The following is a 15,647-nucleotide window of genomic DNA, read 5'->3' as shown; positions in this document are numbered from 1 at the left end:
GGACCCGTGCCGTGACGCCGCCACCCGAGCCGGAGGACGAGGGCTACCGCCCACGACTGATCCGGTCCTACACCCTCACCGCAGGCCGGACGGCCGCGAAGATCGAGCTGGCCATGGAGGCCACGCTCCGTCTCCAGGCGGGCGCGGAGGCTCCCGCCCTCTCGCCGTCCGCCGCGCAGGTTCTCGAGGTCTGCGACCGGCGTTCCGTGGCCGAGGTGTCGGCCCTGACCAAGATGCCGATCGGAGTCACCCGGGTGCTGCTGGGCGACCTGATCGAGCAGGGCCTGGTCCGTATCCAGGCCACCATCAACGACAGCACGTCGACAGATGAGCGTCTCGAGCTCATCGAAAGGACCCTCCGTGGACTTCGAAACTACTAAGGCACAGCGTGCGGCCGCGTCGACGAAGATCGTCATCGCCGGCGGCTTCGGCGTCGGCAAGTCGACGCTCGTCGGTGCCGTGTCGGAGATCGACCCGCTGCGCACCGAGGCACTCGTCACCAACGAGTCCGAGGGCGTCGACGATCTCGCCGCCGTGCCCACCAAGGCCACCACGACCGTGGCGATGGACTTCGGCCGCCTGACCCTGGCCGAGGACCTCGTGCTCTACCTCTTCGGCACGCCCGGTCAGCGCCGTTTCTGGTTCATGTGGGACGACCTGTGCCGCGGCGCCATCGGTGCCATCGTGCTGGTCGACGTGGCGCGCCTCGACGAGTCGTTCTCGCCGCTGGACTACTTCGAGTCCAAGGGGATCCCGTTCATCGTCGCCGTCAACGAGTTCGACGGCGTCCCGCGCTACCCCGCCGAGGAGATCGCCGCCGCGCTGGCCCTGCCCGCCGACGTACCGATCATCAGCCTCGACGCCCGCGACCGCGAGCAGGCCAAGGGTGCGCTCGTGAAGATCACCGAATACGCCCTCATGCGACTGCGCGAGTCGCTCACCGTGAATGCGAACTGACGCCATGAACCGCACCGTCCGACGGCTGGGCCCTGCCCGCACGGCCCTCGCCGCCCTCTCCTCCGTGGCCCTCATGGCCACGCTGAGCGCCTGCGGCGGCAGCGCCAGCGCCGACGAGGCCGACGCGCTGAGCGAGGTGTCGCTGGTCTTCAGCGGCGCCCTCACCGTCTGCACCGACATGCCCTACGCGCCGTTCGAGTACGAGGAGGGCGGCAAGCCCACCGGCTTCGACATCGACCTGGTGCGCAAGGTTGCGCAGAGCCTCGACGCCGAGCTCGACGTGATCGACGTGTCGTTCGACGACATCACGTCGGGCAACTCGCTCAACAACGACGTGTGCGACGTCGCCATCTCGGCGATGACGATCACCGGCGAGCGGGCGCGCGTCCTCGACTTCTCCAGCCCCTACTTCGACGCCAAGCAGGCGCTCATCACGCCGCGCGGCTCGGGCCTCGACGAGCTCCCCGAGCTCGCCGGCAAGCGGGTCGGTGTGCAGAAGGAGACCACGGGCGAGACCTACCTGAGCGACTTCGCCCCGGAGACCACCCAGGTGATGGCGTACGACGACGCGGCCGGCCTGCAGGCCGCGCTGGCGGCGGGCGAGCTCGACGCCGCGATGCTCGACAACACCGTGTCGGGCCAGTTCGTCTCCGACAACCGCAAGCTCAAGCTGTCGCGCGAGTTCGAGACGGGCGAGCAGTACGGCATGGCGGTCAAGAAGGACGGCAACATCCCGCTCCTGCGCGTCATCAACAGCACGCTCGCCGACCTCCGCGAGGACGGCACCTACGACAAGATCTACGCCACCTACTTCGGCTGATCGACCTCCGCCCGCGGCCCGGCAGGGACATCTGCCGGGCCGCGCTGCGTCCGGCGCCTCGAGGGGCGCTCAGGGGGCGATCAGGGGGCGCTCAGGGGGCGACGGTGAGGAAGAGGAACGCCGCCAGCAGCACGAGGTGGACACCGCCCTGGAGCGGCTTCGCCCGGCCCGGTACGACGGTGAGGATCGCGACGGCCGCCGTGAGGACCAGCAGCACGGTCTGGAGCTGGTTGAGGCCGAGCTCGAGCGGACCGTCGAGCCAGATGCTGGCGACCGCGATGGCGGGGATGGTCAGGCCGATGGACGCCATCGCCGAGCCGAGCGCGAGGTTGAGGCTGACCTGGACCCGGTTGCGGGTCGCGGCCCGGACGGCCGCGATGGTCTCCGGGGCGAGCACGAGGAGGGCGATGACCACGCCGACGACCGCCGGCGGGAAGCCGAGCGCCGCCACGCCGGACTCGATGGCGGGGGACTCGATCTTGGCCAGGCCGACCACCGCGACGAGGGCCACGACGAGCAGGCCGAGGCTGGTCAGGGCGGCCCGGTCGGTGGGCGGGTCCGCGTGCCCGTCGTGGTCGAGGTCCACTGGCTCGTGCTCGAACGAGCCGGCGTCGGCGGCCGCGCGGGCGGCGGCAGCGTCCGCTGCGGCGTCGGCCGCCGCCCTCGACGTGACGAGGGGCGAGTGCGCGTCCTGGGTCACCGGCAGGAAGAAGTCGCGGTGCCGGATGGCCTGGGTGAAGACGAACATCCCGTAGAGCGCGAGCGAGGCGATCGCGGCGAAGGTGAGCTGGGCGCCGGTGAACTCCGGCCCGGGCTCCGACGTGGTGACCGACGGGACGACGAGGCACAGCGCCGCGAGGGCGATGACGGTGGCGAGGGCGGCGCCGGTGCCCTCGGGGTTGAAGACCGCGAGGTGGTGCTTGAGCGCACCGACGAGCAGCGAGATCCCGACGATGCCGTTGAGGGTGATCATCACGGCCGCGAAGACGGTGTCGCGGGCCAGGCCCGCGGTGTCCTTGTCGGTGGTCACCATCAGCGTGACGATGAGGCCGACCTCGATGATCGTCACCGCGACCGCCAGCACGAGCGACCCGTAGGGCTCCCCGACGCGGTGGGCGACGACCTCGGCGTGGTGCACGGCCGCGAGCACGGCGCCGATGAGCAGCACCGAGAGGACCCCCAGCACGGGCGCGCTGTCGGGGTGCAGGGGCCAGGCGATCCCCAGCGCGATCGCGGCCAGCAGAGGGGTGACGGTGGTCCACGACGGCCGGAGCATGGGCCAACCCTAGGGGCGCAGCTCCAGCCGACCTCAGGCCTCGGGCGTGGTGAGCTTCTCCAGCCGCGCGCGCAGCAGCGGGACCCGGTGGCTGTTGCCCTCGAGGGTGACGTACTGCTCGCCGAAGATCGCGAGCAGCGCGTCGTCGAGGCGGCGTACGGCCCCGGCGGGGTAGCGGTAGCCCATGCGCCGGATCACTGCGTCGGCGTCGACGGACGTGAGCAGGTCGGCCAGGTCGTCGACGCTGTCGATGCCGAGCTGGGTGAGCAGCCCGGCGATCCAGTCGTAGTGGTCGGTGTGCGACCAGCCGGCGTCGCTGTAGTGGCCGGCCAGGAAGGTGGCCAGCTCCTGGCCGACGATGTGGTCGGCGTCGGCCTCGGTGGTGCTGCCGGGCGCGGCCTGCTGGATGCGCTCGCGGATCGTGGCGAACTCCCGGTCGGCGAGCTCGATCAGCCCGGCGGCGAGGGTGAAGCGGCGGTCGAGGTCGGCGGCCGCGTCCTCGGGGACGTTGCCCTTGTAGCGGATGTCGTGCTCGAACTCCGCCCAGGCGTGCTGCAGCACCGTCCGCACCTGGATGCTGGCCCGCTCGCCGACGAGCTCGGGGTGCTGGTCGTCGCCGGCGTCGGTGCGCACGAGCAGGTGCCGGCTGGCGTAGCCGAACCGGCCCGCGCGTGCGGTCTCCTCGCCCAGGTCGCGGTCGTCGAGGATGGTCAGCTCCTCGTCGAGGAGCTCCGCGACGGCGGCCACGTCGCTGTGGACGTAGGTGATGACGCGGACGCCGATCTGGTCGGTCACCTGCTGCAGCGGGTCCGCGTAGAGCGGGCGGCCGTCGTGGACGCGGTTGGCCTTGGCCGAGAACGACGCGACGCTCTTGGTGCGTCCGGTGACGCTGAGGTAGTCGATGCCCGCGTCGTCGAGCAGGGTGCGCACCAGCGTCACCCACCCGGCGGTCGCGGCCACGAGCTGCGGTTGCCGGGCGGCGTAGGCGCGAACGGCCTCGCGGACCGGTTCGGCCTGGTTGACCAGCTCGGACTGGTTGACCGGCTCGGCCTGGTTCTCGGGGCCACTCATGGCGCCAGCCTGCCAGTGCGGGCCGTACGACGTCGATGCGACGTCCCGCGCGCGAGCCTCCGGGGGAGCCGGACGGGCGTCGCTATCGTCGAAGCACCATGAGCACCTCACCGCGCCGATCGGGCGCCCGCACCCGGTCCGCGTCCGTCGTCCCCGCCGTCCTGGCCGCTCTCGCGCTGGGAGGCGGGCTCGCGGCCTGCGGTGACGACGACGGCACCACGGCCACCGACCCGGCACGGACGACGAGCACGCCCAGTCCGTCGGAGACCCCGGGCGAGACGCCCTCCGAGTCGCCCAGCGAGTCGCCGACGGAGACGCCGTCCGCGTCGACGCCGGGCGACGTCGCGCCGATCCGGACGACCGGGTCCGCCGGTGTCACCGAGGCGGTCGTCGTGAGCGCGACCGAGGGCGGAGGGGCGCCCTCGACGATGGCCCTCGCCCTCGACACCGAGCAGGCGGTCGACGACTTCGTCGTCGGCCTCCAGGCGGGCCTGCCCGAGCTGGTCACCGACGCGGTGGCCGAGGTGGGCTCGCCCGGTGCGACGCCCTACGGTGCCGTCGTGTCGACCGGCTGCGAGCCGCCGAGCAGTGTGGCCGTCGACGCGGGCGAGGCCGGCTTCCAGGTGGTGCCGACGCTGCCGAAGAACACCGTGCAGTGCTTCGCGCCGGTGACCTACGTCGTGGTCTTCGCCGCGCCCGACGCCTGAGCCCCCGTCAGCCCCGTCAGGGGACCGGCGGCGTGGTGGGCGGCGTCGTCGGAGGAGTGGTGGGCGTCGGGGTGGGCGTCGGGGTGGGCGTGGGCGTCGGGGTGGTCGGCAGGATCGGGACCACCGGCGGGAGCTCGGCGTGGTAGACAACGCCGAACGAGTTGGGCACCAGGCGCTCGCCGCCGTCGGACGGCTCGTTGACGATGCCGAAGGCGCCGGTGCCGGTGCGGGTGTACATCGCCGAGGAGCCGCCGCCGTCGAGGTTGATGGCGTTCTCCGCGCCGAGGGCGGTCATGATGTCGGCGAGCTCGACCATCGTGTAGCCGCGGCTCGCGGACGAGCGTCCGTCGACGACGAGGATGAGCAGCTTGCGGCCGTCGGCGTCGATGCCGACCGCGGTGCGCGGGTGGGCGATGGTGTTGTTGACGACGCTGCGGACGCCGTTGACGAGCAGCGGGCGGTCGCCGCTGATCGCGACGGTCGGCTTGCCCCCCACCATGCGCTGGGAGATCGTCAGCTTCTTGCCCCGCTTGAGGGTCTTGAGCTTGGCGGCGGCGGGGCCGGTGCCGATGAGCACCCGCTCCTTCTGCTTGATCTTGCGGCCGTCGGAGAGCTTGGGCCGGTTGGAGATGACGCGGTTCTTGTGGAGCACGACCTCGCGCGCCCGCTTCTTTCCGGCGGTCACCTGGTAGCCCTCGGTGCGGTGCCAGTCGGAGGTGAAGACACCGATCTGGCCCGAGGGGACGATCGGGTGGTTGACGCCGCTGACGGTCCAGGCGCGCCGCTGGCGGATCGTCCAGTCGATGGCCAGCGGGCTGACGTGCGGGCCGGAGTCGTCGAACCAGAGCGACGAGTTCACGCCGGGGATCCAGCCCTCGCGCGACCCGGTGAGGATGCCGTCCTCGCGGTTGATCGTCACGCCGAGCGGGGCGTCGGTGCGGCCGATGTCGAAGAAGTCGCCGTTGACGGCGGTCAGCGCGTCGTTCCACCCGCCGAGCTGGCTGACCTTCTTGCGGCTGGTGACGTAGGTCGGGGAGAACTCCTCGAAGGAGATGTTGGGGGCGTCGAGGCTGACGGTCACGAGGTTCATCCGGACCTGGCCGATGGGCTGGCGGCCGTCGACCTGGTCCCACTCGCGCAGCACGACGCCGGGCGCGATCTCGTAGCTGACGTCGTTGAGCACCCGCGCCGTGCGGCCACGCGCGTTGACCGGAGGACCGACCACGAGTCCGGGCTTGCCGTCGGAGGTCTGGTTGCGGCCCCGGTAGCCGCTGTCGCCGCCCTGGGTCAGCCCGCGGCCCTGCACGTCACCGGTGCGGTCGCCGTCGTCGGCGACCGACGGTGCCACGCCGACGTTGAGCGCGAGGCCCGCGACGAGGACCCCCGCGGTGGCGAGCGTCAGCGCCCGTCCGCGAGCGGGCGCGGAGCGGCGGGCGGCGGGCTGGGAGCGGCGCGTGGAGGAAGACACGCGCTCCACAGTAAAGGACGTTGTGGGACTGGTGGGAAAATTGGGATCACCGATTTCCGCCCTCGCCGGCCACGTCGGGCCCTCGGCCCGGCCGAGCGCCTAGGCTTCCGGGCGTGCCCGACGCGTCGACGTACCCGCACCGGGGTCAGCCGTGGAACACGCTCCACGTCGGCGACAACCTCGACGTGCTCCCGCTGCTCCCGGCGGGGTCGGTGGACGTCGTCTACACCGATCCGCCCTACAACACCGGCAACGACTTCGCCTACGCCGACCGCTTCCGGGACGCCTCGCACACCGACCCGTACGCCGGCCGGCACGCGGCGTGGACCGCGATGATGCGCCCGCGCCTCGAGGCCGTCCGCGAGGTCCTGGCACCGCACGGGGCGGTGTTCGTCAGCATCGACGACAACGAGGCCGCCCATCTGCGGCTGCTGATGGACGAGGTCTTCGGCGAGGCCAACTTCCTCGCCCAGGTCGTGGTGAACCTCAACCCCAAGGGCCGCCAGCTCGGCCGCGGGTTCGCGACCAGCCACGAGTACGTCCTGGCGTACGCGCGCGACCTGCCCTCCTGCGTGGTGGACGGGTCGACGACCGAGGCCGTGGACGAGGCCGACTTCCCGTTGACGACGGCCGACGGGCGACGGTTCCGCTACCTGCCGCTGAGGAACACCAACAAGAAGTTCAACCCCGTCAGCACCCCGACCCTCCATTACCCGCTGCACGGCGACCCGGTGACCGGCCGGGTCTCCATCACCGAGTTCGCCGGCAGCACGGCGCTGACGCCGGTCTTCGGCGACGGGCGTCCGGCGGTGTGGCGGTGGTCGCGGCCGCGGGTCGAGGAGCGCCCCGACGACCTCGAGTGCCGGGTGATCCGCGGCCGCGGCGGCGAGCGGGCCGACATCTTCCAGCGCGACTGGCTGCACCGTGAGGGCGGGCGCCGCAAGAAGTTGCGCACCATCTGGCTGGCCGAGGAGATCGGCTCGACCGACACGGCCGTCGCCGAGCTCAAGGCGCTCGTCGGCCACGTCTTCGAGTCCCCCAAGCCGACGGGCCTGGTCCGCCGGATCCTGTCCACGCTGCCCTCCGACGTGGTCGTGCTCGACCCGTTCGCCGGCAGCGGCACCACCGGGCACGCGGTCGCGCTCGCCAACGCCGCGGACGGCGGCACCCGCCGCTGCATCAGCATCAACTCCGCCGAGCCGACCCGGGAGGGCTCCAACGCTCGGCTCGCCGGCCTCGACACCGTCGCCGACATCACCCGCGCCCGGTTGACCGCCGTCGCGGACCGGGTCGGCGGCGGGCTCGAGGTCGCCGAGGGGCGGTCACCGGATATCCGGTGACCGCCCCGCTTTGCACCCCAGATCTGGGGTGCAAAGCGGGAGTCTCAGCCGTTATCCGGTGACTCCAGGGACAGGAGTGGCGCCGCGAGGATCAGCGGACGCCGGCGGCGCGCTCGAGGGCCTTCAGCTCGGAGTCGAGGTACTGCAGCAGCACCTGGAGGTGGGGGACGGTGCGGCGGCAGCCGGTGAGCCCGAAGCACATCTTGCCGTCGTAGGACGTGCAGGTGATGTTGAGGGCCATCCCGTTGATCGGGATGGAGAGCGGGTAGGTGCCGGTGAGCTTGGCGCCGTTCCAGTAGTGGGTGGTGCGGGGGCCGGGGACGTTGCTGACGATGAGGTTGTAGGGCGGGCGGACGATGCCCTGCATCCGGAGGAACGGGCCGAGGATGGCGGGCGCCTGCCCCAGCGCGCTCATCGCGAGGATCTGCGTAGGCGTCATCGACGAGAGGCTGTCCTTCCCGTCCTTCATCGAGCGGTGGATCGCGGCGAGCCGGTCGGCGGGGTCGGGCAGGTGGGTGCCGAGCTGGACCATGACCGAGCCGACCGCGTTGCCCCCGTCGGTCGAGGCGAGCTGCGACTGCTTGGCGTTGAGCCCGACCGGCACCATCGAGATGAGCGTGGTGTCGGGCAGCGCGTCGAGGTCGAGCAGGTAGGTGCGCATGGCGCCGCTGACCATGGCGAGCACGACGTCGTTGATGGTGGTGCCGGTGGCCTTGCCGACGGCACGCAGCCGCTCGACCGGCCAGTCCTGGGCGGCGAAGCGGCGCGATCCGGTGATGTTCTGGTTGAGCATGGTGCGCGGGGCGTAGAGCGACAGCGCGGACGTCTCGTTGCGCACGCTCTTGTTGAGGGTCCTCACCAGCGCGCCGGGCATGCCGGCGGCCTCCGAGGCGATCGCGAGCGCCGTACGCATCGTGGCGGCCGTGACGTCGGCCAGAGACGCGTCGCCGGTGCTCGAGGACTCCTCCGACGAGGTGCGGGTGCGCGGGCGCATCGCCCACGGGGCGGGCATGTCGCGCTCGTCGGGGTCGGTCGACAGCACGCTCGCGAGCAGGCGCATGGCCGAGACGCCGTCGACGAGGGCGTGGTGGGTCTTGGTGTACATCGCCACGCGGCCGTCGCGCAGGCCCTCGATGACGGTGGCCTCCCAGAGCGGACGCTCCCAGGCCAGCCGGGTGCTGTGCAGCCGCGAGCAGAGCTCCAGCAGCTCACGGATCCGGCCGGGCTTCGGCAGCGCGCTGTGCCGGACGTGGTGCTCGATGTCGAACTGCTCGTCGGGCACCCACACCAGCTGCCCCGCCGTACGCACGGAGCGGTGCGGGTGCTTGAGGAAGAGCGGGGCGACCTGCTCGACGTCGCGCATCTGCTCGTACATCTCGCGGACGTAGCCGCGGCCCGCACCCTCGGGCTTCTCGAAGAGCTGCAGCCCGCCGACGTGCATCGGCATGTTGCGGTTCTCGGCGAGCAGGAAGCCGGTCGCGGTCGGGTCGATCGGGTCCACCACTGGCTGCTCCTCCGTGTCTGCCCTCGCGCCCGGTGGGGCGCGAGGTCCGGGCATCCTCTCGTCCCCCGGCGGGCGCCACAAGGGCGCACGCAAGGACCGCGCCCGGGAGAGGGGCCTCAGGACTCCAGCGAGTGCGCCAGCTCGTCGACCAGGGCGTCGACGACCGCGACCAGGTCGCCGCCGGACTCGTGGGCCACGGCGCGCTGGCGCTGGTAGGACGCGCCCCGGACCGGGATGTCGGCCACCGTGCGCAGCTCGTCCTCGCAGCCGAGCCGCTTGGCCACGGGCGTGAGCTGCTCGAGCAGGTCGTCGAGGTCCTCGGTGACCAGCCGCTCGCGGTTGCGGTCGTCGAGGATGATGATCGCGTCGACGCCGTAGCGGGCGGCGCGCCACTTGTTCTCCTGCACCTGCCACGGCGGCAGGGTCGGCAGGTCCTCGCCGGCGGCGAGCCGCGTGTCGAGGTCGACGACGAGGCAGTGGACGAGCGCGGTGAGCGCGCCGAGCTCGCCCAGGTCGGACATGCCGTCGCAGACGCGGTGCTCGAGGGTGCCGAGGTGGGGCGCGGGGCGCAGGTCCCACCGCACGTCGGCCATCGAGTCGATGATCCCGGTCGTGGTCTGGTCGGCGATGCACTTCTCGAACTCGGCCCACGTCTCGAACGTGAAGGGCAGCCCGGCGGTCGGCAGCTGCTGGAACATCAGCGCGCGGTTGGACGCGTAGCCGGTGTCCTGGCCGGCCCAGATGGGGGAGCTGGCCGACAGCGCGAGGAGGTGGGGGTACGTCGTCAGCATCGACGCCAGGACCGGCATCACCCGGTCGCGCTCGGGCATCCCCACGTGCACGTGGACGCCCCAGATGAGCATCTGGCGGCCCCACCACTGCGTGCGGTTGATCAGCTCGGCGTAGCGGTGGCCCTCGGTGAGCTGCTGGTGGGACCAGTCGGCGAAGGGGTGCGACCCGGCGCCGAGGAGGTCGACCCCCAGCTCGGCGGCCGCGGGCCTGACGACGGCCAGCGTGTCCCGCAGGTCGGCGACGGCCTCGCCGGCGGTGTCGCAGATGCCGGTGACGACCTCGACGGTGTTGCGCAGCAGCTCCTTGTGCAGCCGCTCGGGCCGGTCGAGCCGCCCCGCGGCGAGCTCGTGGACCTCGGAGGCGACGCTGACGAGGTCGCGGCTGGTCCGGTCGACGAGGGCGAACTCCCACTCCACGCCGAGCGTCGGCTCCGGCGACGCGTGGAAGTCGATGCGCATGCCTCGAGTCTAAGGACGCCCCCGCGGTGCGGGCTCACCCCTGTGTCGGGCCGGACGCCGCCTTTGCCACCATGGCCGCGTGGACCAGGTGGACGCACGACCGAGCACGCCGGACGACGAGGGTCCGGAGACCGACCCGGAGGCCCGGCTCGAGGCCGAGCGGGCCCGCGAGGTGCACCTGACGATGGACCTCTGCCTGCGCATCGGGGAGATGCTGCTGTCCTCGGGCGCGGGCGCGGCGGACGTGACCGCGACCATGCGCTCGGTCGCCGACCACCTGGGCCTGCGCTCGGCCGAGATCGACGTGACCTTCACGGCCCTGTCGATGAGCCACCAGCGCTCGCCCGACGACGTACCGACGCTCATGCTGCGCCACGTCCAGCAGCGCGACATCGACTACCAGGACCTGACCGCGGTGGACCACCTGGTCCGCGACATCCTCACCGACCAGGCGGACCTCTACCTGGCGCGGTCGCGGATGGCAACGATCGTCTCGCTCGGCCATGCCCTGCCGCGCTGGGGCGTCACCGTCGCGTGGATGGTGATGGCTGCGGCCGTCGGCGTCTTCCTGGGCGGCGGGCCGGTGGTCTCGATCGTGGCGGCGGTCGCGGCCGCGCTCATCGACCGGGTGCAGATCGTGCTGGCGCGGCGGCGGCTGCCGTTCTTCTACCTCCAGGTCGCCGGCGGGGCGATCGCGACGCTCCTCGCCGCCGCGGTGGCGGCGACACCGATCGAGGTGGACCCGTCGGTGGTGGTGACCGCCAACATCATCCTGCTGCTCGCCGGCATCGGCCTGATGGGCGCCGTGCAGGACGCGCTCACCGGCTTCTACCTGACCTCCAGCGCCCGGCTCATCGAGGCGATGATGGCCACCGCCGGCATCATCGCGGGCGTCGGGCTCGGCATCTCGGTGGCGGCCGGCGCCGGGCTCGAGCTCGGCCAGCTGGTGCCCGGGGCGCTCGGCATCTCCGACCTGCCCGCGGTGCTCGGCGGCGCGGCCGTCTCGGCGGCCGCCTTCAGCGTGGCGTCGTACGCCCCTCGGCGCGCGGTGCTGCCGATCGCGCTCATCACCGCCGTCGCGGCCCTGATCTCGCAGGGCATCTCGGTGGCCGGCTTCGGCCGGGCCACGGCGGCCGGCGCGGCGGCGTTCTTCATCGGCCTCGTCGCCTACGCGGTGGCCGGGCGGGTGCGGGTGCCGCCGCTGGTGGTCGCCGTGCCGGCGATCGTGCCGTTCCTGCCCGGCCTGTCGATCTACCGCGGGCTCACCTTCCTCGCCGAGGGCGGCGCCTTCACCTCCCAGGGGATCCTCGCGCTGATGACGGCGATCACGGTCGCCATCGCGCTGGCGTCCGGCGTGATCCTCGGGGAGTACGTCGCCCAGCCGCTGAAGCGGGAGGCGCGCAAGCTGGAGAGCAGGCTGGCCGGGCCGCGACTGGTCGGCCCGTTCCGGGCGATGACCCGGGCCGAGCGACGCGCCCTCAGGCAGACGTCAGACGGCTGAGCTCGTCGAGCCAGCGCCGGTGCGCGCCGTCGTAGGGCGGCACTCCGGCGCGCACGGCCGCGACGAGCTCGTCGCAGCTGGCCTGCGCCCCGGCGACGACGTGGGCGGGGTAGCCGAAGGCGACCTGGTGCTCGGCGAACTCGTCCTCGTCGTCGACGAAGATCTCGCCGGCGGTGCGACCCTCGTCCACGGCCTCGTCGCGGACCTCGTCGGGCAGCGGGTCGGACAGCCGGATCACGTCGAGGTCGAGGTCGACCGCCCGGAGGACGTGCCCGTCCCACGTCGCGGGGGTGGTGATGTCGATGTAGAGGTCGCACCAGATGCCGGGCGCCTGGAAGGTCGGCAGGTGCCACCGGTCGGGCTGGACGAGCGTCACGGCGGCGACGGCGGAGTGGAACTGGTGCCCGGGGCGCTGGTTGTGCGTGCCCGCGGGGAAGCCGAGCCACTCGCCGTGCTCGTCGGCGCCGAGGTGGAGTCCGGGGAACTGCCAGTGCGGGCGGTCACCCCACTTGGTCATCTCGCAGCGGATCGGGGTCCCGGGCTCCATGGCCCTCAACCTAGGCGACCGGGCACTTCCTCGCGCCAGATGGTGCCGACCGGGCACTTCCTCGCGCTAGGGAGCGCCGACCGGGCAGCTCCTCGCGCTAGAGGGGGAGAGGGTGCGCGAGGAAGTGCCCGGTCAGCGGGGTGGGGCGCGAGGAAGTGCCCGGTCAGCGGGGTGGTGCGCGAGGAAGTGCCCGGTCAGCGCAGCGGCATGCGGGCGGTCCAGCGGGCGACGACGTCCTGGTAGCGGGCGCCCAGGATCCGCGCGAAGTGGTGGATGACGTGCGCGTCGAGGCCGACGAGGACGCGCGGCCTCCCCGCGAGCGCGCCGTCGAGGATGATCTCCGCCGCCCGGTCGGGCGACATCGTGGCGAGCTTGGTGTCGAAGAGCGCGTCGATGCGGGCCGCGTCGAGGCCGGCGGCCTTGCGCCCGTGGCGGCTGATCCCGGTGCGGATCCCGCCGGGGTGCACGCAGGTGATCGTGACGGGGTGGCCGGCGACGAGCATCTCGCCGCGGATGGCCTCGGTCAGGCCGCGGACGGCGTACTTGGTGGCGTTGTAGGCCGACTGGCCGGGCACGGACACCAGGCCGAAGAGCGAGGAGATGTTGACCAGGGCGCCGTCGCCGCTGGCGACGAGGTGGGGGAGGAACTCCTTGGAGCCGTGCACCACGCCCCAGAAGTTGATGCCGACGATCCAGTCGAGGTCGTCGTAGGTCAGGTCGGCGAAGTCGCCGGTGGCGCTGACACCCGCGTTGTTGACGACCAGGTTGACCCGGCCGAACTGCTCGGCGACGCCGTCCGCCCACGCCGCGACGGCGGCCCGGTCCGAGACGTCGACGACGTCGTGGCGCACCTTGGTCGCACCCGCCTGCTCCGCCAGCCCCACCGTCTCGGCCAGGCTGTCGCCGTCCCAGTCGGACAGGGCGAGCAGCGCCCCGGCCCGCGCGCTGCGGAGGGCGAGGGCGCGGCCGATGCCGCCGCCCGCCCCGGTGATGACGACGACCTTGTCGGTGAGGGTGCCCAGGCTCATGCCGCCACCGTAACTCGCGTTTACGGCCGGGGGGAGGGCAGCTCGACGGCGATCGTCGTGTCACCGGGCCGGCTGTCGAGCGTCACGGTCCCGCCGTGGGCGCCGACGATCGCCTCCACCAATGACAACCCGAGGCCCGCCCCACCGCGGGTGCGGGCGGCGTCACCGCGGGTGAAGCGCTCGAACGCGTGCGGCGCCAGGCCGGGGGCGAACCCGGGACCGTCGTCGTGGACCGTGAAGCCCCGGTCGGTCGCGGTCACGGTCACCGTGCTCCCCGGCGGCGTGTGCTTGCGGGCGTTGGTCAGCAGGTTGCTGACGACCTGGTGCAGGCGGGCCTCGTCGCCGGTGACGGTGATGGGCTCGTCGGGCAGCGAGAGCCGCCACGACCGCTCCGCGTCCACCACCCGTACGTCGTCGACGGCCTCGAGCAGCAGCCGCGACAGGTCGACCGGCCGCCGCTCCAGCGGCCGGCCGGAGTCGAGGCGGGCGAGCAGCAGCAGGTCCTCGACGAGGGCCGTCATCCGCGCCGACTCGGTCTCCACCTTGTCGAGCGCCGTGCCGCTCGTCTCGGGGCGGTGGCGGGCCAGCTCGGTGTAGCCGGCGATGGTCGCGAGGGGCGTCCGCAGCTCGTGCGAGGCGTCGGCGACGAACTGGCGCACCTGCTGCTCGCTCCGGTGGCGCTGGCCGAGGGAGGCCTCGACGTGGTCGAGCATCGCGTTGAGGGCCGAGCCGACCTGGCCGACCTCGGTGCGCTCGTCGGTCAGCCGGGCCGGCACCCGCTCGGTCATCTCGATCTCACCGGACGCCAGCGGCAGCTCGGCGACCCGGTGCGCGGTCGCGGCCACCTCGCGCAGCGGGGCCAGCTGGCGGCGTACGACCCAGGTGCCCGCGCCGGCGGCGGCGAGCACGCCGAGCAGGCCGGTGAGGAGCTCGAGCTGGACGAGCCGCTCGACCGTCTCGGCCACCTCGCTGCGGGGGAGCCCGGCCACGACCGTCCCACCCGACACGTCGGTCACCAGCACCCGGTAGCTGCCGAGGTCGGGGACGTCGACGCTCTGGGGGTCGCGGTCCGCGCGGAGGGAGTCCAGCGCGGTGAGCTGGGCGGTGTCGAGCGCGGTCGAGGCGGACCAGCCCTCCCCTTCACGCTCGGAGAGCACGCTTCCCCACGACTCGCCGGAGTCGGGGTAGTAGGCCTCGATCGATCCGTACCGCTGGCCGGGACCGAAGTCGTCGTCGTCGCGGTCCGGTCGACGGGGTCCGGCGACGAAGCGCGCGGCATCCCGGACGTCGGCGTCGAGGCGCTGGTCGAGGTTGCGCTGCATGGCCAGCGCCGTGGCGGCGCCGATCAGGAGCGCGGAGGCGGCGACGAGCACGACGACGACCGCGACCAGGCGCGCCGTCAGCGTGCGCGGCAGCCGCGGGCCGGTGAGGTCCATCAGGACGCCGGCTTCAGCACGTAGCCGGCGCCGCGCATGGTGTGGATCATCGGCTCGCGGCCGGCGTCGACCTTCTTGCGCAGGTAGGAGATGTAGAGCTCGACGACGTTGGCCTGCCCGCCGAAGTCGTACTGCCAGACCCGGTCGAGGATCTGCGCCTTGCTCAGCACGCGCCGCGGGTTGCGCATCAGGAAGCGCAGCAGCTCGAACTCGGTCGCCGTCAGCGTGATCTCCTCGCCGGCGCGGTGCACCTCGTGGCTGTCCTCGTCGAGGGTGAGGTCGCCGACGACGAGCACGTTGCTCGCCTCGGCCTGGGCCGCGGTGCCCCCGCGCCGGATCAGCCCGCGCAGCCGGGCCACGACCTCCTCGAGGGAGAACGGCTTGGTGACGTAGTCGTCGCCACCGGCGGTCAGGCCCGCGATGCGGTCCTCGACGGCGTCCTTGGCGGTGAGGAAGAGGACCGGCACGTCGCTGCCGTCGGCGCGCATCCGGCGCAGCACCTCGAGCCCGTCGAAGTCGGGCAGCATGATGTCGAGCACGACGGCGTCGGGCCGGAAGTCGCGCGCGGCGGCGACCGCGTCGCTGCCGCTGTGCGCCATGCGGAGGTCCCAGCCCTCGTAGCGCAGCGCCATCGCGAGGAGCTCGGCGATGTTGACCTCGTCGTCGACGACGAGGACGCGCACGGGGGAGCCGTCGGGGCGGGTGAGCTGCTGCACGGACAGCATCCTGCCCCGACTTCCTG

The 15,647-nt window shown here is 72.7% G+C and carries 15 protein-coding genes; 6 read left to right on the top strand and 9 right to left on the bottom strand.

The genetic code is table 11. From position 1 onward, the window contains the following. Positions 1–11 precede the first annotated feature (11 nt). The 3 genes from NCI01_RS14960 to NCI01_RS14950 are packed head-to-tail and all read left to right on the top strand — an operon-like array spanning position 12 to position 1,777. Positions 12–380 (top strand): DUF742 domain-containing protein, encoded by a 369-nt coding sequence (locus NCI01_RS14960; RefSeq protein WP_254182297.1) that lies wholly within the window; start codon positions 12–14, stop codon positions 378–380. Beyond that, complete coding sequence (locus tag NCI01_RS14955; RefSeq protein WP_056906137.1) at positions 361–957, top strand: GTP-binding protein; 597 nt, start codon at positions 361–363, stop codon at positions 955–957. The genes NCI01_RS14960 and NCI01_RS14955 overlap by 20 nt, the downstream gene beginning before the upstream one ends. Positions 958–961: 4 nt before the next feature. Then, entirely contained in the window at positions 962–1,777 is an 816-nt protein-coding gene (locus NCI01_RS14950) for an ABC transporter substrate-binding protein (protein WP_254182296.1), read from the top strand. Between the two features lie 91 nt (positions 1,778–1,868). Here NCI01_RS14950 and NCI01_RS14945 read toward each other — a convergent pair whose 3' ends face one another. Both NCI01_RS14945 and NCI01_RS14940 read right to left on the bottom strand, forming a co-directional pair. After that, entirely contained in the window at positions 1,869–3,053 is a 1,185-nt protein-coding gene (locus NCI01_RS14945) for a calcium:cation antiporter (RefSeq protein ID WP_254182295.1), read from the bottom strand. Between the two features lie 33 nt (positions 3,054–3,086). Further along, a complete protein-coding gene (locus tag NCI01_RS14940) occupies positions 3,087–4,124 on the bottom strand; it encodes a GTP pyrophosphokinase (RefSeq protein WP_302182086.1) in 1,038 nt (345 codons plus the stop codon). A 98-nt stretch (positions 4,125–4,222) separates the two neighbouring features. On the opposite strand from NCI01_RS14940, the gene NCI01_RS14935 reads away from it, so the two are divergent. Further along, a complete protein-coding gene (locus NCI01_RS14935) occupies positions 4,223–4,831 on the top strand; it encodes a hypothetical protein (RefSeq protein ID WP_254182294.1) in 609 nt (202 codons plus the stop codon). 16 nt (positions 4,832–4,847) lie between these two features. On the opposite strand, the gene NCI01_RS14930 is transcribed toward NCI01_RS14935, so the two are convergent. After that, on the bottom strand, positions 4,848–6,299 hold the full coding sequence (locus tag NCI01_RS14930; protein ID WP_254182293.1) for a phosphodiester glycosidase family protein: 1,452 nt from the start codon (positions 6,297–6,299) through the stop codon (positions 4,848–4,850). 113 nt (positions 6,300–6,412) lie between these two features. Between NCI01_RS14930 and NCI01_RS14925 the strand changes: the two genes are divergently transcribed. Then, the gene (locus NCI01_RS14925) at positions 6,413–7,639 is read left to right on the top strand and encodes a site-specific DNA-methyltransferase (protein WP_254182292.1); all 1,227 of its coding nucleotides are present in this window, start codon (positions 6,413–6,415) and stop codon (positions 7,637–7,639) included. Between the two features lie 91 nt (positions 7,640–7,730). Here NCI01_RS14925 and NCI01_RS14920 read toward each other — a convergent pair whose 3' ends face one another. Then, on the bottom strand, positions 7,731–9,143 hold the full coding sequence (locus NCI01_RS14920; RefSeq protein WP_254182291.1) for a WS/DGAT/MGAT family O-acyltransferase: 1,413 nt from the start codon (positions 9,141–9,143) through the stop codon (positions 7,731–7,733). 116 nt (positions 9,144–9,259) lie between these two features. Then, entirely contained in the window at positions 9,260–10,393 is a 1,134-nt protein-coding gene (locus tag NCI01_RS14915) for a glutamate--cysteine ligase (RefSeq protein ID WP_254182290.1), read from the bottom strand. A gap of 79 nt (positions 10,394–10,472) precedes the next feature. Here NCI01_RS14915 and NCI01_RS14910 point away from each other — a divergent pair, with 79 nt between their 5' ends. Then, on the top strand, positions 10,473–11,894 hold the full coding sequence (locus tag NCI01_RS14910) for a threonine/serine exporter family protein (protein WP_254182289.1): 1,422 nt from the start codon (positions 10,473–10,475) through the stop codon (positions 11,892–11,894). On the opposite strand, the gene NCI01_RS14905 is transcribed toward NCI01_RS14910, so the two are convergent. The 4 genes from NCI01_RS14905 to NCI01_RS14890 all read right to left on the bottom strand — a co-directional run bounded on the left by NCI01_RS14905 (position 11,872) and on the right by NCI01_RS14890 (position 15,630). Beyond that, positions 11,872–12,441, bottom strand: a complete 570-nt coding sequence (locus NCI01_RS14905; RefSeq protein ID WP_254182288.1) for a ribonuclease FAU-1 family protein — start codon at positions 12,439–12,441, stop codon at positions 11,872–11,874. The two genes, NCI01_RS14910 and NCI01_RS14905, sit on opposite strands and share 23 nt — an antisense overlap. Positions 12,442–12,635: 194 nt before the next feature. Next, positions 12,636–13,469 (bottom strand): SDR family NAD(P)-dependent oxidoreductase, encoded by an 834-nt coding sequence (locus NCI01_RS14900; protein ID WP_254182287.1) that lies wholly within the window; start codon positions 13,467–13,469, stop codon positions 12,636–12,638. A gap of 20 nt (positions 13,470–13,489) precedes the next feature. Beyond that, a complete protein-coding gene (locus NCI01_RS14895; RefSeq protein WP_254182286.1) occupies positions 13,490–14,905 on the bottom strand; it encodes a sensor histidine kinase in 1,416 nt (471 codons plus the stop codon). Next, positions 14,905–15,630 carry a response regulator transcription factor gene (locus NCI01_RS14890; protein ID WP_254182285.1) on the bottom strand — a complete coding sequence of 242 codons (726 nt, stop codon included), beginning with the start codon at positions 15,628–15,630 and terminating at the stop codon, positions 14,905–14,907. The genes NCI01_RS14895 and NCI01_RS14890 overlap by 1 nt, the downstream gene beginning before the upstream one ends. Positions 15,631–15,647: the final 17 nt, after the last annotated feature.

The sequence above is a fragment of the Nocardioides pinisoli genome (assembly GCF_024199985.1).
Classification (GTDB): domain Bacteria; phylum Actinomycetota; class Actinomycetes; order Propionibacteriales; family Nocardioidaceae; genus Nocardioides; species Nocardioides pinisoli.
Note: the sequence above shows the minus strand (reverse complement) of the source record. Positions and strands in the feature narration are given on the sequence as shown.